This is a genomic window from Streptomyces klenkii (assembly GCF_003626645.1).
GTDB classification, from domain to species: Bacteria; Actinomycetota; Actinomycetes; order Streptomycetales; family Streptomycetaceae; genus Streptomyces; species Streptomyces klenkii.
Window position 1 is genome coordinate 1 of sequence record NZ_RBAM01000022.1, and the last position, 23,155, is coordinate 23,155.

The window sequence follows — 23,155 nt, forward strand, 5'->3', positions numbered from 1 at the left end:
TGAGCTGGAAGTATGCCGCCCGCTCAGCGGTCAGCTTCTTCCGTCCCTGCGGCCTCCGGTCCCCCCGGATCTGGTGGTCCATCGCATCCCCTGAGCTGGGGTGTTGCGACGACCACTAGAACGGAAGCCCGTCGGGAGGGGCGTTTTTGCTGGTCAGGGGTGTTTGGCGGGGGTGCCGGGGTGGGAGCGTGGCGCGGGGGCGGACTGGCCGTCAGAGGCGGGGAGGATCGGGAGGATCCTGCTCAGTCCGCTGGCCCTCAGCGCTTGAGCGACGGCGGGGCGCGGTGCGGCGAGGCAGAGGTCGCCGCCGGAGTAGCGGGCGCTGCGGGCGGTGGCGACGAGCAGCCCGAGGCCCAGGGCGTCGCAGGAGGTGACGCCGGAGAGGTCGAGGGTCAGCCGGCTTCCGGGGCTGTGGGACACGTGCAGGAGGCGCTCGCGCAGCCTCGGGACACCGGAGAGGTCCAGCCTTCCGCGGACGGTGAGCACGCGGTCCCGTGGGCTGCCGGGGGGCGGGGAGTGACAGCGCGATGCGGACACGCGCCGGCCCGCCCCTCGGGGAACTTCGGCGGGGGCGGGGACGGTTTTGCGTTCTACGGGCACCACGTGCCTCCTCGGAGCGGCTTGCATCTCGGTGCTGCCGGGGGCTGGGGCCTCACACCGCAGCCTAGTCCTGTCCGTACGTTACGAACAGGGCTGAACAGAGCTGAACAGAAAGGCCCTTGTTCAGGTCTGCCGCGTGCTGCCCGTGTCGATGAGGATCTGTTCGGCCCTGGTGACGTTGTCGGCCCGTACGGCCCTGGCCATCGCGGCGCGTGCCGCGTCGGGCGTCGCGTCGGGCGGGACCACCAGCAGAGCGAAGTGGTCGTTCTCGCCCCGGGTGATGAGGACCGTGTCGTCACCGACCGGGAAGGAGTCGATGCGCACGACCCGGTCGTCGATGGTCAGCCGCGTCGGGAGCTCCTGCCAGGCACTCGCGTCCAGGCCGACGCGCGTGACGGGGCCGAGGTGCTCGGTCAGGGCGGTGATCAGGCCGGGAAGCTCGGCGCCGATGTCGCGGGAGCGCGGCCACCACGCGCCGTCCAGCACTCCCCCGCGCTCTTGCGTCGTCTCCAGCCGCAGGAGCGCCGTCCCGGGTTTCACGGCTCGGTGAATCGCTTCCGGCAGGAGCCCGGGAGGGTGTGGGGTGTCGGAATCGGCCATGGTGTGTGCTCGCCCGTCTCCGAGAGTTACGCGCATGCGCGAGAGTTACGCGCGCTCGCCCGCCGTCCGGGCTGTTCCGGCAGCACCGGGCGAAGCGCTCGCAGTAACCCCACCGTACTCCGCACGGCGGCGGCGGGCTCGCCCGCAGGACAATGCCTGGTCGCGCAGGGTCTCCGGGCCGCCTGCCGGAGTAGGGTGGGGAGACCGGGAGCACTTCGTACACCGGCCTCCATGCGGGTGTCGTTCCCGGTGAGTCACCCATGCCGGGCGATCGACGATGAGCCCGGGGGCAGGTTCAGATCATGGCTGTCACCATCAACCGCCCGACCACCGATGAGCATGCCCCTTCGCCGCCCGCTCGCCTGTCCCTGACGCCGGGGACGGTGCCGGGCCTGCTGGACGGGGCCTGGTGGCCCCGCTCGCGCGATCTCTCCCGCGAGCTCCCCGCGCTGGCGGAGAGGCTGGACCACTCCTGGGGCCGGGTCACGCGCGTCACGGTGAATCCGACGTTCTGGCCCGTGATCCCGCGCAAGGTTCCCGTCGCCGGACACACGGTGCACGTGGGCTGGTTCGACAAGGAGCAGGACCCGCACAAGCTCCTGCTGTTCTCCTTCACCGCGGACCGCCTGGACCTGCTGATCATCCCGCCGGAGACCGACCCGGCCGCGGCCGCCCGGCTCATGTACGCCGCGACCACCCCCGGAAGCCTCCTCACCGCGAGCAAGCTGATGGAGGACGAGCGGACGGCCGACGATGCGACGGAGTCACGGAACAGCGAAGAGGAATGGGAGACCGAGGGTGGAACCGGGACCGGCACCGGGACTGGGACCGGCACCGGGACCGCGTCGCTGCCGGCCGGGAACCCGACCGGTCCTCCCCTCGCGCGTAACTGCCGCGAGCAACCGCGCGGGGACCGCGGGCGACTCCGGCTCTGCTCCGGCGAGGGGTGGTGACCATGCCGTCCGAACGCGCCGCACCCGCCCCCGCGCCGGCGGAGCCGCTGCCGGCGGCGGGGCTCGCCGACGTCCGCATCGTCACCGCGTCCCCCGAGACCGCCCGCCGCGTCGCGGAAGTCCTCCGGCACTGCTTCGATTCCACTGAGCAGCGCAGCTACCCGGCCGGCCGCGGAGGCGGCACCCGGCTGCACCTCACCGTCGACACCACGCATCCCGCCGAGCCCGCGCGATCCTGGCTGGTGGCCAGCCGGGCTTCGGCGGCCGGCCGCCCACGGCACGACGACGAGCTCTGAACGGCCCGCGGCCGCCCCGCTGCCTCCCCTCGTCTTCCCCTCGTCCCGGAGGGCGAAGCCCGCGAAAGAACCGTACGGTTGGCCCATGAGCGTCTTCATCAAACTGGTGGAAAACCGTCCGCCGAAGGAATACGCGAACGATCGGACGCCGGACATCTCCTACGACGACACCGTCGAAGGCAGTTCCGAGATCACTTACCAGTACGACGTGCTTCCCGGCGGCGCCCTGAGAATCCTGCGGATCGCCAAGGGGGAGGAAGCCGTCATCCATGCGGTCTACGCCCAGGGCCTGTGGTTCCGCGTCGAAGGCCTCTGCCGCGGCACTACGGAATAGCGGCACTACGGAATAGCGGCCCGGCCAGGTGCCCCGCGGCCTCAGCGGAGGATTCCCTCCAGGAAGTCGCTGCTCAGGCGGGCCACCGCGCGGACGTCCAGCTGGTAGAGGACGTAGCGGCCGCGGCGGCGGGACGTGATCAGGCCCGCCTTCTTGAGGACGGACAGGTGGCGGGAGACCTCCGGGGGGCTGATGCCGAGGACGCCGGCCAGTTCGCCCGTGGTGTGCGGGGTGCGGGCCGTGCTGCGGCAGACCTGCATGCGGACGGGGTGGGCCAGGGCTTCGAGGCGGAGTTTGAGGAGGTCGACCGAGGTGGGGGCGGGCAGTTCGGGCGAGCCGACCGGGTAGTGGACGACGGGACGCCACTGCGGCCGGTGCAGGACCATCAGGTGCGGCCAGCCGAAGTGGGACGGGACGAGGGTGAGGCCCGGGCCCACCACGGAATCCGTCGCCGTGGCCCTTCCGTCGGCCAGCTTGTCGACCCGGATGCGGCGGCCGCCGTCCTCCAGGTGGAGGGCCGGGGAGACCGCGGCGAGCGCCTCGCGGAGCCCCTTGCGGCGCAGCAGCTGCGTCTTGTGCCGGACGTCGGCGGCCAGCCGGGGCTCGACGCGCTGCCAGATGTCCGCGAAGAACGCCTCGTCGCAGTCCTCGAACAGGCGGCGCACCCAGGCCCGTACGGAGGCCGGGTCCTTCAGCAGGCGCCCGGCGAACTCCACCTGCCGGGGCCCGCGGGCCGCCGCGAGCTCCAGGATCCGGGTGCGCGTCGGGCGGTGCGTCAGCGGCGACGGGCCGCCGATGCTGTACGAGGCGAGGCAGGCGAACTCCAGGGCCGTGGTGACGAACTGGTCGTCGTCCAGCCGGTCGAGGAGGTCCAGCTCCTCGGCGAGAGTCGCCCCGGGCCTGCCCGTGCCGCCGCGCAGCCCGGCCCAGGGCATGAACAGGTCGGAGAAGGTGGTGCGCCACAGGAAGTCGGCTTCCTGGAGGCGGTCGGCGAGGTCCGGGCGGAGCGCGGCGGCCGTGGCCGTGACCCAGCCGGCCAGCCCCGGGTGGTGGCCGGGCTCGGACAGCGCGTGCAGCGCGAGGCACAACTCGCCCATCGGCGACGTCTCGAAGACGATCCGTTCGGTGGCCAGGCCGGTGATGTCTATGCTCACGCTCACGACGTCATGATGCCCGCTCCCGCGCGCTGCCTGCGCGTTCGAGGGCGAGCAGGCGCTGCTTCCGGGGCAGTCCGCCGCCGTAGCCGGTGAGGGCGCCGCTCGCGCCGACGACGCGGTGGCAGGGGACGATGATGCCGACGGGGTTGCGGCCGTTGGCCAGCCCCACGGCCCGGGACGCGGCCGGGCGGCCGATGCGGGCGGCCAGCAGGCCGTACGAGACGGTCTCCCCGTACGGGATCTCCAGGAGGGCCTGCCAGACGGTGCGCTGGAAGTCCGTCCCGGCGAGCCCGAGGGGCAGGTCGAAGCGGGTGCGGGCGCCGGCGAAGTACTCCTCCAGCTGCTCGTGGGTCCGGGCGAACACCGAGCCCGGGGCGTACGGTTGCGGCTCGCGCTCGCCGAAGGTCTCCTGGGGCGGGCGGTGGCGCTGGCCTTCCATGTACAGGCCGCTGAGCCGGTCGCCGGTGGCCACCAGGGTGAGGGGGCCGTACGGGCTGTCCACGACGGCGTACGAGCGGTGGGAGTGGTGGTCGTGGTGGGACATGGTTCCTCCGTGTTCCTCCGTGTTCCTCCGTGATGTGCGGCGGGTTCAGACCGGCATGCGGTTGATCTGGTGGTCACCCGTCGCCCACAGGTGCTGGACGGCGTACGACCGCCACGGCTGCCAGGCCCGTGACCTGCGGGTGAGGGCCGCGGGCGTGGCGGGCAGGCCGAGGTTCGCCGCGGCGAGGCGGACGCCGAGGTCGGTGGCGACGAAGGCGTCCGGGTCGCCGAGGGCGCGCATGGCGATCGTCTCCACGGTCCAGGGGCCCATCCCCGGCAGCGCGGCGAGCTGCTCCCGGGTGCGCTGCCAGTCGCTGCCCGGGCCGAGGTCGAGCCCGTCGGAGGCGAGCGCGGCGACGAGGGCGGTGAACGTACGGCGGCGCGCACCCGGCATGGCGAGGGTCCCGGGGTCGAGCTCCGCGAGGGCCGCGGGGGGCGGGAAGAGGTGGGTGAGGCCGCCGTCCGGGTCCTCGACCGGGGTGCCGTGGGCGGTGACGAGGCGCCCGGCGAGGGTGCGGGCCGCGGCCGTGGACACCTGCTGGCCGAGCACCGCGCGGAGGGCGAACTCGGCCGGGTCCACGGTGTGCGGCACCCTGCGGCCGGGGGCGCGGTCGACGAGCGGGGCCAGCAGCGGGTCCTCGCGCAGGAGCCCGTCGACGGCCTCGGGGTCCGCGTCCAGGTCGAGCAGGCGGCGGCAGCGGCTGACCGCGGCGGCCAGGTCCCGCAGGTCCGTGAGGGTCAGCCGGCAGCCGATGTGGCCGTCCGCGGGGCGGAGCGTCGCGATGCCGTGCCCGTGCGGCAGCCGCATCGTGCAGCGGTACGCCCCCTCCCGCCACTCCTCCGTGCCGGGGACGGCGGTCGCCGCCAGATGCCCGAACAGGTTGTCCGGGAAGAGCGGGGCGCGGTGGGGCAGGCGCAGGGAGACGGTGCCGGGGGTGGTGCCCGGGCCGGTGCCTCCCGCGGCGGGCTCCCGGTGCGCCCGGCCCGCCGCGCGGGTCCGCAGCTCGCTCGGGGAGAGCGCGAAGACCTCCCGCACGGTGTCGTTGAAGGCGCGGATGCTCGCGAACCCGGAGGCGAACGCGACTTCCCCCATCGGCAGGGGCGTCGTCTCGATCAGCAGCCGCGCCGTCTGGGCGCGCTGCGCGCGGGCCAGCGCGAGGGGGCCCGCGCCCAGCTCGGCGAGGAGCTGCCGCTCGACCTGCCGGGTGCTGTACCCGAGCCGCGCCCCGAGGCCCGGCACGCCCTCGCGGTCCACCACGCCGTCGGCGATCAGGCGCATGGCCCGGGCCGCCAGGTCGGCCCGCTCGTTCCAGCGGGGCGAGCCCGGGCTCGCGTCGGGCCGGCAGCGCTTGCAGGCGCGGAACCCGGCCTGCTGCGCGGCGGCCGCGCTCGGGTAGAAGGTCATGTTCCGCGGCTTGGGCGGCACGACGGGGCAGCTCGGGCGGCAGTAGATGCGGGTGGTGGTCACGGCAGTGAAGAACCACCCGTCGAAGCGGGCGTCCTTGGACTGTACGGCCCGGACGCACCGGTCCACGTCGTGGTGCATGCCATCGCTGTGCATGGCGTCGGTGTGCATGCCGCCAGTATTGGCGCACCTCCCGCCCCGGATCCGGCGGAAATCCGACATCCATGTCGGAGGTGTGCTGTGCTTCAGTGGGGTTTCGGTGGGGCCGGTGTTGCTGGTGATCGTTAGGGGGGACAGAGAAATGCGTGGGATGAGTGATCAGATCAATGATCAGAGGAGTGGTCAGAGGCGTGATCAGGCGCGTCTGCGGGTGCCCGTCGGGGAGGACGCCCACCGGTGGGTGACCCGGGCCGCGTGCCGCCGCGTCCTGTTCGTCGTGCACAACGTCACCTCCGCCACCCGGCTGCTGGACGTGCTGCCGCTCTTCCGGGACGACCTCCGGGTGCAGCTGCTCGTGACGTGCACCGGGTCGTCGCCGTTCCTCGCCGGAGTGCCGGAGCTGCTGGCCTCCGTGGGGCTGCCCGTACTGCCCTGGGAGCAGGCCAAGGAGACGCCCGTCGACCTGGCCGTATCCGCCAGCTACGGCGGCGAACTAGAGCTGATATGCGGGGATTTGGCCGTGCTTTCACACGGCGTTGGCTACAATAAGAGATTGGCCACGCCGGACGCCGGACGCCGGACGCCGGACGCCGGACGCCGGACGCCGGACGCCGGACGCCGGACGCCGGACGCCGGACGCCGGACGCCGGACGCCGGACGCCCATACCCCCACCCCCGCGGCTCCCGTCTTCGGCCTCTCCCCCGACTGGCTGCTCCACGACGGCCGCCCCCTCGCCGCCGCGACCGTCCTCTCGCACCCCGAGCAGCTCGGCCGCCTGCGCGCCGCCTGCCCGGAGGCGGCCGGCACCGCCGTCCTCGCCGGTGACCCCTGCTACGACCGCATCCTCGCGGCCCTCCCCCACCGGGAGCGCTTCCGCCGGGCCCTCGGCACGGCCCCCGGCCAGCGGCTCGTCGTCGTCAACTCCACCTGGTCGCCCGGCTCCCTCTTCGGCGACGACGACTCCGAGGGCGACCTGCTGCCGTCGCTCCTCCCGCGGCTGGCCGCCGAGCTCCCCGCCGACGAGTACCGCACGGCCGCGGTTCTCCACCCCAACATCTGGCACGGCCACGGACCCGGTCAGATACGGGCCTGGCTCGACCGGGCCCGCCGCGCCGGGCTCGCGCTCGTGGACCCGGTGGAGGACTGGCGGCAGGCGCTGATCGCCGCGGACTGCGTGATCGGCGACCACGGGTCCGTCACGTACTACGCGGCCGCCATCGGCAGGCCCGTCCTCCTCGGCGCCTTCCCCGGCGGCGCCCTCGACCCGGACTCGCCCGTCGCCGCCCTCGGCCGGGCCGCGCCGCGGCTGCGCCCGTACGACGACCTGCGCGCACAGGTCGACCACGCCGTCGACCACCACGACCCGGGCCGCTTCCGCGCGCAGGCCGAGCACGTCAGCTCCGCGCCGGGCCGCTCCGCCGCACTCCTGCGCCGCGCGTTCTACGGCCTGATCGGCATTCCGGAGCCCGCCGGCCGCCCCGCCCTCCTCGACCCGCTGCCGCTCCCGTCGTACGCGCCCGCCGAGCGCACCGCGCCCGTCCGCGTCCTCACCCGGCTGGCCGACGCCTCGGGCGCACCGGAGATCGCCGTGGTGCGCCGAGCGACGGACGACGGCCCGATGGATGCCGGCGACGACATCGGCCAGGACGCCCACACCTCCGTCCATGAGGACACCCCCGACCCGGGCCGGCTGCGCGTCGCGGACGTGATCGTGCGGTACGCGGCGGCCGACGACCCGCGCGTCGGGCCGCCCGCCGCCTGGACCGCGGAGGTCCTCGGCCGCCACCCGGGCTGCGCGCTCGCCGTGTACGTCACGGGCCCCGGGCGCTGCACCGTCCGCACCCGCGCCGGCGACCTGCTGCGGCTCACCGCCCGCCCCGGCGCCGACGGCCGGGCCGACCTGTGCGACCCGGCGGCCCACGCCTCCGCCCTCCACGCCTGGCTCGCGGGCGGCAAGTCCCTGGAGGAGGCGGTGGGGAGCGGCATCACCGTCGTGACCGGGAGGGTCCACCACCGCGTGGACATCGAGCCGCTGCCCGGCTGAGGCCGGCCGTACCGTCCGGCACCGCCGCTACACGCCCCCGGCCCCCGTCTCCCTCAGGTGTGCCTCCGTACGGGACACGCCCGCCGTGTCGCCGGCCTCCTCGTACAGCGAGCGGGCCAGGCGCAGGTAGCGCGCCGCCTCCTCCGGGGCCTGCGTACAGCGGGCGCGGAGTTCGGCGGCGTCGGCCCGCTGGAGGACCGCGCCCTCGGCCTCCATGACGGCGAGGGCCTCGTCGAGGGGCGTACGAGCAGCGGCGGGGTCGCCGGCGGCCAGGTGGGTCTCGCCGAGGCTCATCCGGACGCGGGCCTCGTTGTAGAGGTCGCGGTCGGGCAGCGCCCGGAAGCGGGCGAGGGCGTCGGCCAGCTGGGCCAGGGCCTCGGCGTGGCGGGCCTGGCCGCGCAGGGCCCGCCCGAGGTGGTGGGCGAGGAGCGCGTCGGCGCGGGGCACGTCGGCCGCGCCGACGCCGCCGGGAGAGATGCCGTCCAGGGCGCTCCGGGCCTGCACGAAGTACTCCTCGGCGGCCTCGTAGCGCCATTGCCGCAGGCAGAGCAGGCCGAGCGACTCGGTGGCCGTGGCGCGGCCGCGGTGGTGGCCCGCGCGCTCGTCGGCCGCCGCGGCGGCGGTCAGCTGGGCCTCGGCCTCCGCGTACCGGCCGAGGCCCATGTACCCGAAGGCGAGCTGGGTCCGTATGCGGCCCTCGGCCCGCGGGTCGCCGATGCCGGCGGCGCAGCGGCGGGCCGCCTCGACGCCCCGCAGGTGCGTGGCGACCCACTGGTCGTGGAAGCCGAGGCGCAGGTGCAGGCCCCAGGTGGCCTCGCACAGTTGCCAGGCCTCCTCGTCGAAGCCGTACTCCTCCGCGGCCCGTACGGCTTCGGCGAGGTTCGCGCGTTCGCGGCGCAGCACGGCCAGGGCCGCGCGGGCCTCTTCCGCGGTACGGCCGGCGGGGCCGCTGCCGGGCGTACGGGCGTACGCGGGTCCCAGGTGCCAGCGGCCGGGGATGACGAGGGCGTCGGCGCGGGCGGCCAGCCGCAGGTACCAGGTGATGGTGCGGCGGACGGCGAGGGCCGTCGCCGCGCGGCCGTCCTCCTCGTGGGCGCGGCGCCCGGCGTGCAGGCGGACGAGGTCGTGGAAGCGGTAGCGCTCCTCACCGGTCTCCTCCAAAAGGTGGGCCGCGGCGAGGGTTTCGAGCAGGCGGCGGGCCTCGGCCTCGCCGGTGTCCGCCGCGGCCGCGGCGGCGCCGACGGGGATGTCCGGCCAGGGGCGCAGGCCCAGCAGCCGGTAGAGGCGGGCGGCGTCGGGGGCCAGGTCGCGGTAGGAGAGGTCGGTGGCGAGGAGGGCCGGTTCCACCGGAGAAACACGAAACGCGGTGTCATCAGGGAAAGCAGCGTCATCAGGCATTCCAGGAGCCTGTCCCTGCCGGCCCCCCGTCAAGCCCGTGGTGTCCCTCAAGCCCGCGGTGCCACTCAAGCCCTCGGCCATCGCGGCGAATTCGCGCTCCAGGCTCTCCCAGGTCAGCTGCTCCCGCACCTGCACCAGGGCCCCCGTCTCGCACAGCGCGAGCGGTATGCCCCCGCACCGCGCCGCCACGGCCTCCGCGTGCGTGCGCTGCGCGGCGACGCGCTCCGGGCCGGCGATCCGGGTGAGCAGCAGGACGGAGTCGGCGCCGGACAGCGGGCCGACCGGCACGATCCGCGCCCCGTGGTCGCGCACGAGCGCGGGCAGCCGGTGGCGGCTGGTGACCAGGACGAGCGAGCCGGGCGACGCCGTCAGCAGCGGCCCGACCTGGGCGGCGCTGTGGGCGTTGTCGAGGAGGACGACCATGCGCCGGCCCTCGGTGCGCTCGCGGTAGAGGTCGGACTGGCCCTGCTCGTCGGCCGGCACCCGGTCCGCGGGTACGCCCAGGTGGTGCAGGAAGCGGACGAGCACCTCGGACGGGGTGACGGCGGTGTCCGCCGCGGCGCCGCGCAGGTCGGCGTACAGCTCGCCGTCCGGGAAGCGGTCGGCGAGGGAGCGGGCGCAGTGCACGGCCGCGGCGGTCTTGCCGACGCCGGCGGAGCCGGCGAGCACGGCGATGGGCGGAGCCATGGACGCGGCGGCACCGCCGTCCGGCCCGTCCAGCAGCGCCGTGACCTTCGCCAGGACCTCGTCCCGGTCGGTGAAGGCCGACGTCAGCGGCGGCAACATCCGCGGGCGGGCCGCGCTGGAAGCCGCCGCGGGGACGGCGGCGGCCGCCGCCAGCCACTCGCTCTCGCGGAGCCAGGAGGCCAGGTCGCGGGCGAAGCCCGGTTCGGCCCGGGCCTGTTCGATCAGGAGGGCGGCGAGGGCCCTGCGCTCGCCGTCGTCCGCAGGGGCCGCGGGCGGCTCGCCGCCGCCGTCCCTGCGCCAGGCCCGGCGGGCCAGGCCGGCCAGCCCCTCCGCGGTCCGCCGCCCCAGCTCGCCGGCCGCGCCCGAAAGCGCTCCCGACGCCGCCGTGTCGACGGCCGCCAGCACCGCCGTCATCGTGAACGGATCCACCGCACGCCCTCCCCCGACTCGCCCCGCCCCGTAGTCCCGACCAAGCTAGCGGGAAGATCACCTACTGGGGAGGGGAACCCCGTGCGCGGGCGGGGAAAAGCCCCCCGAACACAGCGTGGCGCCCGCGACGGTGAATCGAGGGCGCCACACGGAAGCGGCCCGGGGCGGGGGCACCCCGAATCCGCCGGTTTTCGGCCTGTGTCAGTCGATGACGCAGACGTTGCCGGACGCGGGGTTCAGCAGTCCGACGATGTCGATCGTGTTGCCGCACAGGTTGATCGGGATCTGGATCGGCACCTGGATGACGTTGCCCGAGATGACGCCCGGGGAACCGACAGCCGCCCCCTTGGCGCCGGCGTCGGCGAGCGCGGTCCCGGTGATACCCGCGAGCGCCGCGCCCACGGTGGCGGTCAGGGCAGCCGTTTTGACGATTCGTGACATGCGGAGACACCTTTGCTGCTTGATCTTGCTCGGTCGTACTGGGAGGCACCCGACCGGTGACGGCCGGGGTGTGCTTTTCAACGCCCCGTACTCGCAAAGGTTTCGTCCGTGGTGCGGATGGGTGACCGAGGATCTCCCTTCCGGTCGCCCTTGTCCGTGTACTGGTCCGTGCCGTTGCCACGGAGAAATCCGCAGCCATTACCCGCAGCGCCGCAGTCATTTCGGCAGGTCGTCGGTCTAATGCGCTCTAATGCGCCGCGCGGGCGGCGGCGAAAGGAGCGGCGTCGCGGATAGGAAAAGCCCTACAAATGCGGTTCCGCAGAATGACCCGTACGGCCCAGCGGAGAGCGCACCGAAAGGCGCCGCCCCGCCCTACCCCCGCTCCGCCGCCATCCGCACCGCGAAGGCCGTCAGCTCCTCGCACCACCCCGGCGTCAGCCGCGCGGCGGCCGCGGTCCGGGACGCCCGGTCCACCAGCTCGCGGATGAGGCGCTCGGCGATGCCGCGCTCCTCGCGCTCCAGCAGGATCTCCCGCAGCAGTTCGGCGTCCCAGTCGTACTCCGGGCCGCCGTCGAGGAAGCCGCGCAGCCGCCAGGCGGCGTGCAGCGAGCGGGCGTAGGCGTCGTAGGCGGTGTCGAGGTCGGGCCGGTCGGCGAGCGCCGCGCCCAGCCGGAGCGGGTGCCGCAGGGCGTACCAGCCCGCGGCGCAGCCCCGGTCGCATCCCGATATGCACCGCCCGGGCCACGGGTCGTCGAGGTATTCGGCGGCCATCGCCTCGTGGGCGTACGTGCCGATCACGCGCTCCACGCGCATCTCGTCCCAGATCTGCCACGCGGGCGCGGGCAGCCGCGCGGCGAGCCGGTCGCCGAGCGAGAGGGCGAGGTCGCCGGCCAGGGTGGCGGTGGACTCGCCGAAGCGGCGCGCGTCACCGGCCCAGCCGTTGCGCTCGTGCTCGGCGGCGCGGCTGACGTGCAGCGCGGGGATGCCGCGGCGCAGGGCGGCGTTGTCGCGCACGTCGCTGCGGATGAGGGTGCAGGTGTCGAGGAGTTCGAGGGCGGCGGCGGCCTCGACGGCGGCCGTGCCGTCCGCGTCGCCGCCCGCCGCCAGGTAGCCGGTGAGGAGGATGACCGGGCGGACCCGGTCGGCCCCCACGGCGACGAGTTCGGCGAGGGATTCGACGACGCCGGCGCCCCGCGCGTCGGCGGTGCGCCAGCGGCGGTGCTCGTCGTTGAGGAGGCCGCGCAGCCGTTTCTCGACCTGGTCGAGCATCCCGGCGCGCTGGAGCTGGGGGACCGGCTCCCGGGGCGCCACCGCGCGGGGCGGCCGGGGTTGCGTCGTCATCGTGTGCCTCCCTGGATCGGTTTCGGTCCAGCGACCGACCCTGCCGGGCGGGCGCCCCGCCCTCGGCGGCGGAGCCTGACCGGCCAGAAGGCTGCCCACGGGAGCGCGCGGGAAGCGACGGTTTCCTGCCATACCGGAATGCGCCATCCCTCCCCCTTCATGGCACTCTCGCCACCCCCTCCGGTCCGCCGGGACGGCCCCAGGAGGCGGCTTGCGGCCCGTGCGCGCGTACGAGCGTGGCGTGCATGTGGCTCATAATCGGCTGTCGTTGCCCGCCCGGACCGGGCCGATCCCCCCGGGCACCGGTCGTATCATCCTCCGATTCACTCGTGTGACCTGCGGCAGAGCCTTCTCCTGACCGCCAGGTTGACCGTCGGGTTCCGGCCGACGCGGTACGGGAGGGAACGCGTGCGGACGATGATGGCGCCGTCTGTACAGCGCGCCGTGCACGCCGCTACAACGGGAGGGGGCCCGGTGCCGGGACCGCACGGCAGCGACCTCCGGGCCCGCGGAGGCGGCGATGCGCAGGATCGCGGTGGTCGGAGCGGGGCAGGCGGGGCTGCACCTGGCACTGGGGCTGCGGCCGGACAGCACGGGAGCCGCAGGGCCGTCCGGACCTTATGAACTCCAAGAGCCCCACGAGCCCTACGACGTCACCGTCTACACCGCCCGTACCCCCGATGAGGTGCGGGCCGGCCGGGTGCTCTCCACCCAGGTGATGTACGGCCCCGCCCTCGCCCTGGAGCGCGCCGCCGGCCTGCACCTGTGGGAGGCGGAGGCGCCCCGCCTCACGGCCCTCGGCTTCTCCGTCGCCGACCCCCAGCGCTCCCCCGCCGGAGGCTTCGCCGGCCCCCTGGACCTACCCGCGCAGTCCGTCGACCTGCGGGTGAAGACGGCGGACTGGCTGGAGCTGTTCGAGGCGCGGGGCGGGCGCGTCGAGTACGGCACGGTCGGCCCGGACGACCTGCCGGGGATCGCCGCCGCGCACGACCTGACGGTCGTCGCCTCCGGCCGCGGCCCGCTCGCGGAGGTCTTCGCGCGCGACGCCAGACACAGCCCGTTCGAGCGCCCGCAGCGGCGGCTGGCGGTGTGTTACGTACGCGGCACGCGCATGCCGGACGGCCTCAGTGAGCCGCACCTGCGGGTCACCCCCGTGGGCGGCTCCGAAGAGTTGGCCGGGGAGTTCTTCGTCATGCACGCCCTCACGCTCGACGGCCCGTGCGAGATCGTGCTGTGGGAGGCGGTGCCGGGCGGGCCGTTCGACGTCTGGGCGGACCGGCCGGGCCCGGGCGAGGTCGTGGAGCGCACGCTGGAGCTGCTCCGCGGCCACCTGCCCGGGGAGTACGAGCTGTGCCGCGGCATGGAGCCGACGGACGCGGGGGCTTCGCTCACGGGTGCGCTGACGCCGGTCGTGCGGCGGCCCGTCGCGGAGGTCGCGCCCGGCGCGCACGTCCTCGGGCTGGGCGACGCCGTCGTCCTCCACGACCCGATCGGCGGGCAGGGCTCCAACAGCGCGGCCCGCGGCGCCGCCCACTACCTCCGGGCGATCACCGCGCACGGCGGCGAGCCCTTCGACCGGACGTGGATGCTGCGCACGTTCGCGGCGTACTGGGAGCACGCGCGCCACGTGTCGGCCTTCTGCAACATGCTGCTGGGGCCCCCGCCCGAGCACGTGCGGCGCATCCTGTCCGCGGCGGCGCGGCACCCCGCCGTCGCGCACCGCTACGCCAACGGATTCGGGGACCCGGCCGGCTTCGCGGACTGGTTCATGGACGCGGACCGCGCCGACGCGTACCTGGCGGCCGTGGGTGCCGCCGGCGCGGCGGTTCCGGCGGACGGTGGATAACCTGGGCCCACGACGACGAGGAGGCGGGCGGACCGCATGAGCACGACCCGGGCCGGGACGGTCACCGGCGGCCCGTCCCCGCGGACGCGCCCTCCCGGGCGGCGGCCCGTGGCGCGCGGGCAGGGCGCGGTCGTCTGCGCGGTCTCCCTCGGCGGCGGCGCGGGAGCCGCGGCCCGCTACGGCGCCGGGCTGCTGTGGCCGGCCCCGGCCGGAGCGTTCCCCTGGACCACCTTCCTGATCAACGTCGTGGGCTGCGCCCTGATCGGGGTGCTGCTCACGGTGATCGGCGAACTCGCCGCGCCGCACCGGCTGCTGCGTCCGTTCCTCGGCACGGGCGTCCTCGGCGGCTTCACGACCTTCTCCACGTACGCGGTGGACGTCCAGCGGCTGACCGAGGACGGGCACGTCGCGACGGCGCTCGCCTATCTGGCGGCCACGCTGCTCGCCGCGCTGGCGGCCGTGTGGGCGGCCTCGGCGGCGACGCGGGCGGTGCTGCTCCGCAGGAGCGCGCGATGAGGCCCGCGGGCCGGGCGGCGCTGCGCCTGACCGTCTTCCTCGGCGCGTCCGACCGGTGGCGGCACCGGCCGCTGTCCACCGAGATCGTGCACCGCGCGCACGCCGCCGGGCTCGCGGGGGCGACGGTCTTCCACGGGGTCGAGGGCTACGGCGCCTCATCCGTCGTTCACACGGCGCGGCTGCTCTCGCTGAGCGAGGACCTGCCGGTGACGGTGGTGATCGTGGACGCCGAGGAGCGCGTACGGGCGTTCCTGCCGGTGCTCGCGGAGGTGGTCACCGGACAGCTCGTCACCCTGGAGCCCGTCGAGATCCCGCAGCTCGGGCGGCCCGGAGAGCACGGGCGGCCCGGGGAGTCCGAGCCGGAGGGCAGCGCGTGAACTGGCTCCTCGTCCTGGCCGGCGCGATGGCCGGCGCGCCCCTGCGCTACCTCACCGACCGCGCGGTGCAGGCGCGCCACGACTCGGTCTTCCCGTGGGGCACGTTCGCCGTGAACGTCGCCGGCAGCCTGCTCCTGGGGATCCTCACCGCCGCCGCCCCGTCCCGCCTGCAACTGCTCCTGGGCACGGGCCTGTGCGGCGCGCTGACGACGTACTCCACGTTCTCGTACGAGACGCTGACGCTGGCCCGCGAGGGCGCGCGCGGCTATGCCGTGGCGAACGCGGCGCTGAGCGTGGTGTGCGGGCTGGGCGCGGCGTTCGCGGGCGTGGCGCTGGGGCGGGGCCTGTGGGGGTGAGCCCCCCGGCTACTCCTCTCCCACCCCCAGGTGCTCCAGCAGCACCGCCCGCAACTCCCGTGCCGCGCGCGGCGGAGCCACGTCCTTGCGGTGGGCGAGTGCGACCGTGCGGCGCATGCGGGTGCCCTCGAAGGGCGTGACGCGCAGGCCCGAGCGGGCGGCCACCATGCCGGGCACCACCGCCAGGCCCAGGCCCGCGCGGACGAAGCCGAGGACGGCGTCCATCTCCCCGCCCTCGACGGTGAAGGACGGTTCGAAGCCGGCGGCGCGGCAGGCCGAGGTGGTGATCTCGCGCAGGTCGTAGCCGCGGCGGAACATCACCATGGGCAGACCCTCCAGGTCCGCCACGCGCAGGGCGCGGCGGCGGGTGGGCGGCGGCTCGCCGGGGGCGGTGACGACGACGAGGTCCTCGCGCAGGAGCTCGGTCGTGGCGAGGGCCGGGGCTCCCACGGCCAGCGGCGTGATGATCAGGGCGAGGTCGAGGCCGCCGCCGGCGAGGGTGCGCACGAGGTCCTGGGAGCCGCCCTCGTCGACGACGAGCTCGATGCCGGGGTAGCGGGCGTGGTAGGCGCGCAGCACGTCGGGGACGAGGCTCGCGCACAGGCTCGGCGGGGCCCCGAGGCGGACCCGGCCGCGCCGCAGCTGGGCGACCTCCTGGACCTCGCGGCGCGCGGTCTCGGTGTCGGCGATGATCTGCCGGGCCAGCGGCAGCAGGGCCTCCCCGGCGTCGGTGAGGGTGATGTTGCCGCGGGCGCGCTGGAAGAGCTCGGCGCCCAGTTCCCGTTCGAGGGCCCGGATCTGCTGGGAGAGGGAGGGCTGGGCGACGTGCAGGGCCTCCGCCGCGCGGGTGAAGTGACGGACTTCGGCCAAGGTCGCGAAGTAGCGGAGCTGCTGGAATTGCACGGTCAGCAGCATAGATAGGCGGAGCCTATGGAAACCAGCTTCATCATGTCTTGGACGGATCGAGGTGGGGCTGCCTAGCGTCTGGTGTCATGGCACTGGCGACCCGGGCGGACCGTCCTCCGTCCCTCATCGGCTCCGTGTGGCGGTCGACCGTCGGCAAGAAGGCGGTCATGGCGGTCACCGGCGTGATCATGCTGGCGTATCTGGTCGCCCACGTCGTGGGCAACCTCAAGATCTTCTTCGGTGCGGGCGAGTTCAACGCCTACGGGCACTGGCTGCGCACCGTCGGCGAGCCCTTCCTGCACCACGAGTGGTTCCTGTGGATCGCGCGCGCCGCCCTCGGGACGGCCGTCGTGCTGCACGGCGTGGCCGCGTACCAGCTCAGCCGCCGCGACCTCGCCGCCCGCCCGCGGCAGTACGAGCGCAAGCGCCCGCGCGCGAGCTACGCGACCCGCACCATGCGCTGGGGCGGTGTGATCATCGCCCTGTTCATCGTCTGGCACGTCCTCGACCTGACGACGCTGACCGTCAACCCCAACGCCCAGGAGGGGCGGCCGTACGAGAACCTCGTCGCCTCCTTCGACCGCCCGGCCGTCACCGCCTTCTACATCGTCGCGATGCTCGCCCTCGGCCTGCACGTCCGGCACGGCTTCTGGAGCGCCGCGCAGACGCTGGGCGCGAACTCGGCGCGCCGCGACCGCGTGCTGAAGTTCCTGGCCAACGCCCTGGCGCTGGTGCTGACCTGCGGCTTCATCGCCGTGCCCGTGGGCGTCCTGACAGGAGTCGTGAGCTGACATGACCGCATACCCCGACTACCGCACCGGCGACCCCGTCACCGACACCGCCGCCCCCGGCGGGCCGATCGCCGAGCGCTGGGACCGCCGCCGCTTCGAGGCCAAGCTGGTCAACCCCGCGAACCGGCGCAAGCACACCGTCATCGTCGTCGGCACCGGGCTCGCGGGCGGCGCCGCCGGGGCCACCCTCGCCGAACAGGGCTACCACGTCGTGCAGTTCTGCTACCAGGACTCGCCGCGCCGCGCCCACTCCATCGCCGCCCAGGGCGGCATCAACGCCGCCAAGAACTACCGCAACGACGGCGACTCCGTGCACCGGCTGTTCTACGACACCGTCAAGGGCGGCGACTTCCGGGCCCGCGAGTCCAACGTCCACCGCCTCGCCCAGGTCTCGGTCGAGATCATCGACCAGTGCGTCGCGCAGGGCGTGCCCTTCGCCCGCGAGTACGGCGGGCTGCTGGACACGCGCTCCTTCGGCGGCGTGCAGGTGTCCCGGACGTTCTACGCGCGCGGGCAGACCGGCCAGCAGCTGCTGCTCGGCGCGTACCAGGCGCTCAGCCGGCAGATCGACGCGGGCCACGTCGAGATGCACGCCCGTACGGAGATGCTCGACCTGATCGTCGTCGACGGGCGGGCGCGCGGCATCGTCGCCCGGGACCTGATCACGGGCGCCGTCAGCACCCACCTCGCGGACGCGGTGGTCCTCGCGAGCGGCGGCTACGGCAACGTCTTCTACCTCTCCACCAACGCCAAGAACTCCAACGCCACCGCCATCTGGCGGGCCCACCGCCGCGGCGCGTACTTCGCGAACCCCTGCTTCACCCAGATCCACCCCACCTGCATCCCGCGCTCCGGCGACCACCAGTCGAAGCTGACGCTGATGAGCGAGTCGCTGCGCAACGACGGCCGCATCTGGGTGCCGAAGGCGAAGGGCGACACCCGCCCGCCGGGCGAGATCCCGGAGCCCGAGCGGGACTACTACCTGGAGCGGATCTACCCCTCCTTCGGCAACCTCGTCCCCCGCGACATCGCCTCGCGCGCCGCGAAGAACGTCTGCGACGAAGGGCGCGGCGTCGGCCCCGGCGGGCAGGGCGTCTACCTGGACTTCGCCGACGCGATCGCGCGCATGGGCCGCAAGGCCGTCGAGGCCAAGTACGGCAACCTCTTCGAGATGTACGAGCGGATCACGGCGGAGGACCCGTACGAGGTGCCCATGCGGATCTACCCGGCCATCCACTACACGATGGGCGGCCTGTGGGTGGACTACGACCTCCGGACCACGGTCCCGGGCCTGTTCGCGATCGGCGAGGCCAACTTCTCCGACCACGGCGCGAACCGGCTCGGCGCGTCCGCCCTGATGCAGGGCCTGGCCGACGGCTACTTCGTCCTGCCGTCCACGATCAACGACTTCCTCGCCCGGCACCCGCACGACGCCGTGCCCGGGGACCACCCGGCCGTGACGGAGGCCGTCGCGGACGTGACGGACCGGCTGCGGCGCCTGCTGGCAGCCCGCGGCGACCGCACCCCCGACTCCTTCCACCGCGAGCTCGGCGAGCTGCTGTGGGACGAGTGCGGCATGGCCCGCACGGACGCGGGCCTGCGCAAGGCGCTCGACCGCATCCCGGCCCTGCGCGAGGAGTTCTGGCGGCGCATCAGGGTGCCGGGCACGGGCGAGGAGCTCAACCAGTCCCTGGAGAAGGCCAACCGCATCGTCGACTACCTGGAGCTCGCCGAGCTCATGTGCCTCGACGCCCTCCACCGCGCGGAGTCCTGCGGCGGCCACTTCCGGGAGGAGAGCGCGACCCCGGACGGCGAGGCGGCCCGCAAGGACGAGGAGTTCTCGTACGCGGCCGCCTGGGAGTTCACGGGGACGGGCAGCCCGCCCGTCCTCCACAAGGAAGCCCTGACCTTCGAATACGTCCACCCCACCCAGCGGAGCTACGCGTAATGGACCTCACCCTGCGCATATGGCGCCAGCGCAACGCCGATGAGGCGGGCGCCATGACCACGTACCGGGTCACGGGCATCAGCGAGGACATGTCCTTCCTGGAGATGCTCGACCACCTCAACGAGGAGCTGATCCTCGCCGGGGACGAGCCCGTCGCCTTCGACCACGACTGCCGCGAGGGCATCTGCGGGGCGTGCGGCATGGTCATCAACGGGCAGGCGCACGGCCCCGAGCGGACCACGACCTGCCAGCTGCACATGCGGCACTTCAGCAACGGCGACACCATCGACGTCGAACCGTGGCGCGCGGCCGCCTTCCCGGTCGTGAAGGACCTGGTCGTGGACCGGTCCGCGTTCGACCGCATCATCGGCTCCGGCGGCTACGTCTCCGTGCCGACGGGCTCCGCCCCGGAGGCCCACGCCACGCCCGTCCCCAAGCCGGTGGCGGACCTCGCCTTCGAGCACGCGGAGTGCATCGGCTGCGGCGCGTGCGTGGCCGCCTGCCCGAACGGCTCCGCGATGCTCTTCACCTCCGCGAAGGTCGTCCACCTCAATGTCCTGCCCCAGGGCGGGCCCGAGCGGGAGTCGCGGGTCCTGGGCATGGTGGACGCCATGGACGACCAGGGCTTCGGGGGCTGCACGAACACCGGCGAGTGCGCCACGGCCTGCCCCAAGGGCATCCCGCTCCAGTCGATCGCGACGATGAACCGCGAGTACCTGCGGGCCTCGCTCAAGGGCGGGCGGCGGCGCTGAGCGCGCGCCCCGCGGCCGGGCGGTGGTCGCGGGTGCGCAGGTGGAAGGCGGCGGTGCCCAGCAGCCACATCGCCGCGAACCACACGGGGCCCAGCAGCAGGTGCTCGTACGGGGTGGCGTCCGAGAAGCCGGCGGCCACGCTCACCTGCGTGGGCCCGTACTCGGGCAGGAACTGCACGCCGCCCTTCGTGGCGCCCGGATTGCTGATCGGGTTCTGGAGCATGGTGTCGAGCAGGCTGGTCATGATGATGACGAACAGGCCCGCCAGCTCGTTGCGCAGGAAGGCCCCGAGCAGGATGCCGATCCCGCCGTAGCCGACGCCGGCCGTGAACACCCCGGCCATCAGCAGCCAGGGCCGGACCGGGTCCCAGTACCAGCAGATGACGGCGGTCGCGTACGCGGAGATCAGGGCCGCGGCGAGCAGCATGGCGCCCACCTTGGCGACGAGCAGGCAGATCCGCGGGTAGCCGGCCAGGACGAGGCGGCGGTCGAAGGCCAGCGACTTGAACGTCGTCATGAACATCATGAAGCCGACGATCAGCGTGACGGCGTTGAGCGCGCCGGAGACCATCGTCAGCCGGTTGCCGTCGACGGTCAGGTGCCGCCCGGTGGCCCGCAGCAGGAAGCCGGTGGGCGCGGAGGCGACGAACCAGTGCTCCATCGTCAGCCAGAACGGGATGTAGAAGACGACGAGCACGAGCGCGAAGCGGTTGCGGGTGTGCTCCAGCAGGGCGAAGGAGGAGGCCGTGGCGAAGCGGCGGCCCGGGGCGTCCATCCGGCTCACCCGCCTCCCGGGCCCGGCGCCGGGCCCGGCGCCGGGCCCGGGCCGGGCTGCCAGCGCGCCGCGACGCCGTCGTGCAGGCGGTAGAGGCGGTCCAGCCGCTCGGTGTCCCAGGCCAGATGGGAGACGACCACGATGCAGCAGCCGCGGTCGCGCAGGCGGGCCGCGACGCCCCAGAACCGCAGGTAGGTCTCCCAGTCGAAGCCCTGGTACGGCTCGTCGAGCAGCAGCACCTGCGGGTCGTGCATGAGGGCGAGCGTGAGGTTGAGCTTCTGGCGGGTCCCGCCGCTGAGCACGGCGACGCGGGAGTGCCGGTACTCGGAGAAGTGGAGCTCCTCCATCAGCTCCTCGGCGCGCCGCAGGCCGCTGAGCCCGTAGGCGACCTGGAAGTAGCGCAGGTGCTGCGCGACGGTGAGGAAGTCGTTGAGGACCGTCTCCTGGGGGCAGTAGCCGAGCCGGCCCCGGTGCTCGACGGCACCGGCGTCGGCGGCGGTCTGCCCGCACAGGATGCGCAGCAGCGTCGTCTTCCCGGCGCCGTTCTCACCGACGATGCCGGCGAGCGTGCCGGGACCGAGATCGAACGAGACCCCGCGCAGCACCCGCCGCGCACCGTACGACTTGTGCACCGCGCTGACGCGCAGGGCGTGCGGGGGTGCGTACGGTGCGGCCACGCCTGTCCAACGACGGACAGAGCGGGGCGTTGCGGGCGGGTCGCCGCGGACGGGATCAGCGGGCGCCGAAGACCTGGGTCCAGCGGGGGCCGCCGGGGGCGTTGTTGACGCCCACGCCGATCTCCTTGAAGGAGCAGTTGAGGATGTTCTTGCGGTGGCCGTCGCTGTGCATCCACGAGTCCATCACGGACGACGGCGACTGCTGCCCGTAGGCGATGTTCTCGCCGTACGTGCTCCAGTTGTAGCCGGCGGCGGTGATGCGGTCGCCGGGGCCCTTGCCGTCGGGGTTGGTGTGGTTGAAGAAGCCGCGGGCGGCCATGTCGTCGGAGTGGCCCTGGGCGGCGGCGTCGAGCGTGCTGTTCTCGGTCAGGGGCGAGCAGCCGGCCTTGGCGCGCTCGGCGTTGACGAGGGCCGTGACCTGCTGGCCGAGGGATCCGCCGCCGGGGTTCGCGGCCTTGGGGGCGCGCTTGGCCGGGGCCTCGGTCTTCGGCTCGGGCGAGGGCTTCCCGGCGGACCGGCTCGGCTCCGGCGCGGAGGACGAGGGCGAGGCGGAGGCCGACGCGGAGGCGGACGCGGACGGCTTGGCCGAGGCGGAGGCGCTCGCGCTCGCGGAGGCGGACGGCGAGGCGCCGGGCGGCAGCGCGGACGTGCCGGCGTCGAGGGCCTGCACACGGTTCTGCTGCGCCTGCCCGTCCTTCGCCGAAACGTTCTTGCCGTCCGAGGAGTCGGTGAAGAGGTAGAGGCTGCCGAGGACGCCGCCGGTGAGGAGGGCCAGGGCGGCGGCGCCGGCCGCGGCCCGCCGGGCGGTGCGGGGGCGGCTCGCGCGGTGGCCGCCGTTGCCGTTGCCGTTGCCCGCGCGGCGGCGGCCCGCGCGTGTGCCGCCGGCGTGGGAGGACTGAGACGTGGAGGCCGTGGCGGCCGGGGAGGCGTGGGCCACCTGCTGGGTGCGCAGCATCGCGCCGCCGGGCCACCAGCCCAGCAGCGCCGCCCCGAGCGGCACCAGGCCGAGACCGACGAGCAGCCCCTCGGCCGGGACCAGGGCCGACAGCGCGCCGGCGCAGCGGCCGCAGCCGCGCACGTGGCGGGCGACACGCTTGCGCCACAGGGCGGACGGGGCGCCGTCCCAGGACGCGACGACGTCCCCGAGCTGCAGGCAGAGCGGCTGCGCGGACAGGGCCCGTACGACGCCGCGGGCGGTGTCCAGCTGGGCCTTGGTGCGCTGGATGCGGACCGCCGCGTGCTGCGGGGTCATCTCCAGGGCGGTGGCGACCTCGGCGCGCGTGAGCTCGCCGGCGGCCTCCAGCCACCACAGGGAGAGCACGGTCTGCTCGTCGTCGTCGAGCCAGCGCGTGGCCTCGGCGACCTCCTTGCGCTGCCCTTGCAGGCCGAGCCGGACGATGGTGATGTCGACGAAGTCCGCCTCCGGGTCGGGGACCTCGGCGACCTCCTGGAGGCCACTGACGGGAGTCTCCGGGCGCTCCCGCCAGTGGCTGCGTATCTGGTTCATGGTGATGGCGACGAGCCAGGACCGGAACGCGGCGGCGTCCCGCAGCTCGCCCAGGCCGTTGATGACCCGGAGCATGGTCTCCTGGACCACGTCGTCCACGTCGGCGTGGCCGCCCAGGGCCCGGCCGACGATGTTGTAGACGAGGGGCAGGTGGGCCGCGACGAGCTCGTCCTGGGCCGCCGTGTCCCCGGCTCGCGCCGCCTCGACCACGGCCACGCTCTGACTGTTCACGCTCCGCCACCCTTCTCCGGCATTCCGTTCGGGAGTCGATCCGTTCGGTCCGACACATAGGAGATGCGGATGGGGCGCGACGATA

23 protein-coding genes are annotated in these 23,155 nt (G+C 74.3%); 11 read left to right on the forward strand and 12 right to left on the reverse strand.

Annotation, left to right across the window (positions count from 1 at the left end; genetic code table 11):
- Positions 1-153: 153 nt before the first annotated feature.
- The gene (locus D7231_RS31215) at positions 154-537 is read right to left on the reverse strand and encodes an STAS domain-containing protein (RefSeq protein WP_158673846.1); all 384 of its coding nucleotides are present in this window, start codon (positions 535-537) and stop codon (positions 154-156) included.
- A gap of 186 nt (positions 538-723) precedes the next feature.
- The gene (locus D7231_RS31220) at positions 724-1,200 is read right to left on the reverse strand and encodes a DUF5994 family protein (RefSeq protein ID WP_120759071.1); all 477 of its coding nucleotides are present in this window, start codon (positions 1,198-1,200) and stop codon (positions 724-726) included.
- Between the two features lie 302 nt (positions 1,201-1,502).
- On the opposite strand from D7231_RS31220, the gene D7231_RS31225 reads away from it, so the two are divergent.
- The 3 genes from D7231_RS31225 (at position 1,503) to D7231_RS31235 (ending at position 2,783) form a co-directional block, all read left to right on the forward strand.
- Positions 1,503-2,153 (forward strand): DUF5994 family protein, encoded by a 651-nt coding sequence (locus D7231_RS31225; protein WP_242000019.1) that lies wholly within the window; start codon positions 1,503-1,505, stop codon positions 2,151-2,153.
- A gap of 2 nt (positions 2,154-2,155) precedes the next feature.
- Complete coding sequence (locus D7231_RS31230; RefSeq protein WP_120759157.1) at positions 2,156-2,449, forward strand: hypothetical protein; 294 nt, start codon at positions 2,156-2,158, stop codon at positions 2,447-2,449.
- An 85-nt stretch (positions 2,450-2,534) separates the two neighbouring features.
- Complete coding sequence (locus D7231_RS31235) at positions 2,535-2,783, forward strand: hypothetical protein (protein WP_120759073.1); 249 nt, start codon at positions 2,535-2,537, stop codon at positions 2,781-2,783.
- A 41-nt stretch (positions 2,784-2,824) separates the two neighbouring features.
- Here the strand turns inward: D7231_RS31235 and D7231_RS31240 are convergent, their stop codons facing one another.
- The 3 genes from D7231_RS31240 to D7231_RS31250 are packed head-to-tail and all read right to left on the reverse strand — an operon-like array spanning position 2,825 to position 6,029.
- Positions 2,825-3,937: a DUF5937 family protein gene (locus D7231_RS31240; protein WP_120759074.1), complete on the reverse strand. Its 1,113-nt coding sequence runs from the start codon at positions 3,935-3,937 to the stop codon at positions 2,825-2,827.
- A 10-nt stretch (positions 3,938-3,947) separates the two neighbouring features.
- Positions 3,948-4,484 carry a methylated-DNA--[protein]-cysteine S-methyltransferase gene (locus D7231_RS31245; RefSeq protein ID WP_120759075.1) on the reverse strand — a complete coding sequence of 179 codons (537 nt, stop codon included), beginning with the start codon at positions 4,482-4,484 and terminating at the stop codon, positions 3,948-3,950.
- 45 nt (positions 4,485-4,529) lie between these two features.
- Positions 4,530-6,029 carry a DNA-3-methyladenine glycosylase 2 gene (locus tag D7231_RS31250; RefSeq protein ID WP_120759160.1) on the reverse strand — a complete coding sequence of 500 codons (1,500 nt, stop codon included), beginning with the start codon at positions 6,027-6,029 and terminating at the stop codon, positions 4,530-4,532.
- 554 nt (positions 6,030-6,583) lie between these two features.
- On the opposite strand from D7231_RS31250, the gene D7231_RS31255 reads away from it, so the two are divergent.
- Positions 6,584-8,092 carry a hypothetical protein gene (locus D7231_RS31255; RefSeq protein WP_120759076.1) on the forward strand — a complete coding sequence of 503 codons (1,509 nt, stop codon included), beginning with the start codon at positions 6,584-6,586 and terminating at the stop codon, positions 8,090-8,092.
- A gap of 27 nt (positions 8,093-8,119) precedes the next feature.
- Here D7231_RS31255 and D7231_RS31260 read toward each other — a convergent pair whose 3' ends face one another.
- From D7231_RS31260 to D7231_RS31270, 3 genes are all read right to left on the reverse strand, one after another.
- Entirely contained in the window at positions 8,120-10,606 is a 2,487-nt protein-coding gene (locus D7231_RS31260) for a tetratricopeptide repeat protein (RefSeq protein ID WP_242000020.1), read from the reverse strand.
- Positions 10,607-10,807: 201 nt separating this feature from the next.
- Positions 10,808-11,047: a chaplin gene (locus D7231_RS31265; RefSeq protein ID WP_120759077.1), complete on the reverse strand. Its 240-nt coding sequence runs from the start codon at positions 11,045-11,047 to the stop codon at positions 10,808-10,810.
- A 372-nt stretch (positions 11,048-11,419) separates the two neighbouring features.
- Positions 11,420-12,388, reverse strand: a complete 969-nt coding sequence (locus D7231_RS31270) for a polyprenyl synthetase family protein (RefSeq protein ID WP_228775409.1) — start codon at positions 12,386-12,388, stop codon at positions 11,420-11,422.
- 520 nt (positions 12,389-12,908) lie between these two features.
- Between D7231_RS31270 and D7231_RS31275 the strand changes: the two genes are divergently transcribed.
- The 4 genes from D7231_RS31275 to crcB (D7231_RS31290) are packed head-to-tail and all read left to right on the forward strand — an operon-like array spanning position 12,909 to position 15,483.
- Positions 12,909-14,234 (forward strand): styrene monooxygenase/indole monooxygenase family protein, encoded by a 1,326-nt coding sequence (locus D7231_RS31275; RefSeq protein WP_120759078.1) that lies wholly within the window; start codon positions 12,909-12,911, stop codon positions 14,232-14,234.
- A gap of 36 nt (positions 14,235-14,270) precedes the next feature.
- On the forward strand, positions 14,271-14,750 hold the full coding sequence (crcB, locus tag D7231_RS31280; RefSeq protein ID WP_120759079.1) for a fluoride efflux transporter CrcB: 480 nt from the start codon (positions 14,271-14,273) through the stop codon (positions 14,748-14,750).
- Complete coding sequence (locus D7231_RS31285; protein WP_120759080.1) at positions 14,747-15,127, forward strand: DUF190 domain-containing protein; 381 nt, start codon at positions 14,747-14,749, stop codon at positions 15,125-15,127. Before crcB (D7231_RS31280) ends, D7231_RS31285 begins: the two co-directional genes overlap by 4 nt.
- Positions 15,124-15,483, forward strand: coding sequence for a fluoride efflux transporter CrcB (gene crcB / locus D7231_RS31290; RefSeq protein WP_120759081.1), 360 nt, complete (start codon positions 15,124-15,126; stop codon positions 15,481-15,483). The genes D7231_RS31285 and crcB (D7231_RS31290) overlap by 4 nt, the downstream gene beginning before the upstream one ends.
- Positions 15,484-15,492: 9 nt before the next feature.
- On the opposite strand, the gene D7231_RS31295 is transcribed toward crcB (D7231_RS31290), so the two are convergent.
- Complete coding sequence (locus D7231_RS31295; RefSeq protein ID WP_120759166.1) at positions 15,493-16,386, reverse strand: LysR substrate-binding domain-containing protein; 894 nt, start codon at positions 16,384-16,386, stop codon at positions 15,493-15,495.
- Between the two features lie 89 nt (positions 16,387-16,475).
- Here D7231_RS31295 and D7231_RS31300 point away from each other — a divergent pair, with 89 nt between their 5' ends.
- The 3 genes from D7231_RS31300 to D7231_RS31310 are packed head-to-tail and all read left to right on the forward strand — an operon-like array spanning position 16,476 to position 19,880.
- Positions 16,476-17,180 (forward strand): succinate dehydrogenase cytochrome b subunit, encoded by a 705-nt coding sequence (locus tag D7231_RS31300; protein ID WP_120759082.1) that lies wholly within the window; start codon positions 16,476-16,478, stop codon positions 17,178-17,180.
- A gap of 1 nt (position 17,181) precedes the next feature.
- Complete coding sequence (locus tag D7231_RS31305) at positions 17,182-19,128, forward strand: fumarate reductase/succinate dehydrogenase flavoprotein subunit (protein ID WP_120759083.1); 1,947 nt, start codon at positions 17,182-17,184, stop codon at positions 19,126-19,128.
- A complete protein-coding gene (locus tag D7231_RS31310; RefSeq protein WP_120759085.1) occupies positions 19,128-19,880 on the forward strand; it encodes a succinate dehydrogenase/fumarate reductase iron-sulfur subunit in 753 nt (250 codons plus the stop codon). Before D7231_RS31305 ends, D7231_RS31310 begins: the two co-directional genes overlap by 1 nt.
- On the opposite strand, the gene D7231_RS31315 is transcribed toward D7231_RS31310, so the two are convergent.
- Genes D7231_RS31315 through D7231_RS31325 form a run of 3 tightly spaced genes read right to left on the reverse strand, consistent with a single transcriptional unit; the run spans position 19,858 to position 23,070 of the window.
- Entirely contained in the window at positions 19,858-20,655 is a 798-nt protein-coding gene (locus D7231_RS31315; protein ID WP_120759087.1) for an ABC transporter permease, read from the reverse strand. The two genes, D7231_RS31310 and D7231_RS31315, sit on opposite strands and share 23 nt — an antisense overlap.
- Positions 20,656-20,660: 5 nt before the next feature.
- Positions 20,661-21,332: an ABC transporter ATP-binding protein gene (locus D7231_RS31320; RefSeq protein ID WP_242000021.1), complete on the reverse strand. Its 672-nt coding sequence runs from the start codon at positions 21,330-21,332 to the stop codon at positions 20,661-20,663.
- Positions 21,333-21,387: 55 nt separating this feature from the next.
- Positions 21,388-23,070 (reverse strand): sigma-70 family RNA polymerase sigma factor, encoded by a 1,683-nt coding sequence (locus D7231_RS31325; RefSeq protein ID WP_120759089.1) that lies wholly within the window; start codon positions 23,068-23,070, stop codon positions 21,388-21,390.
- Positions 23,071-23,155: the final 85 nt, after the last annotated feature.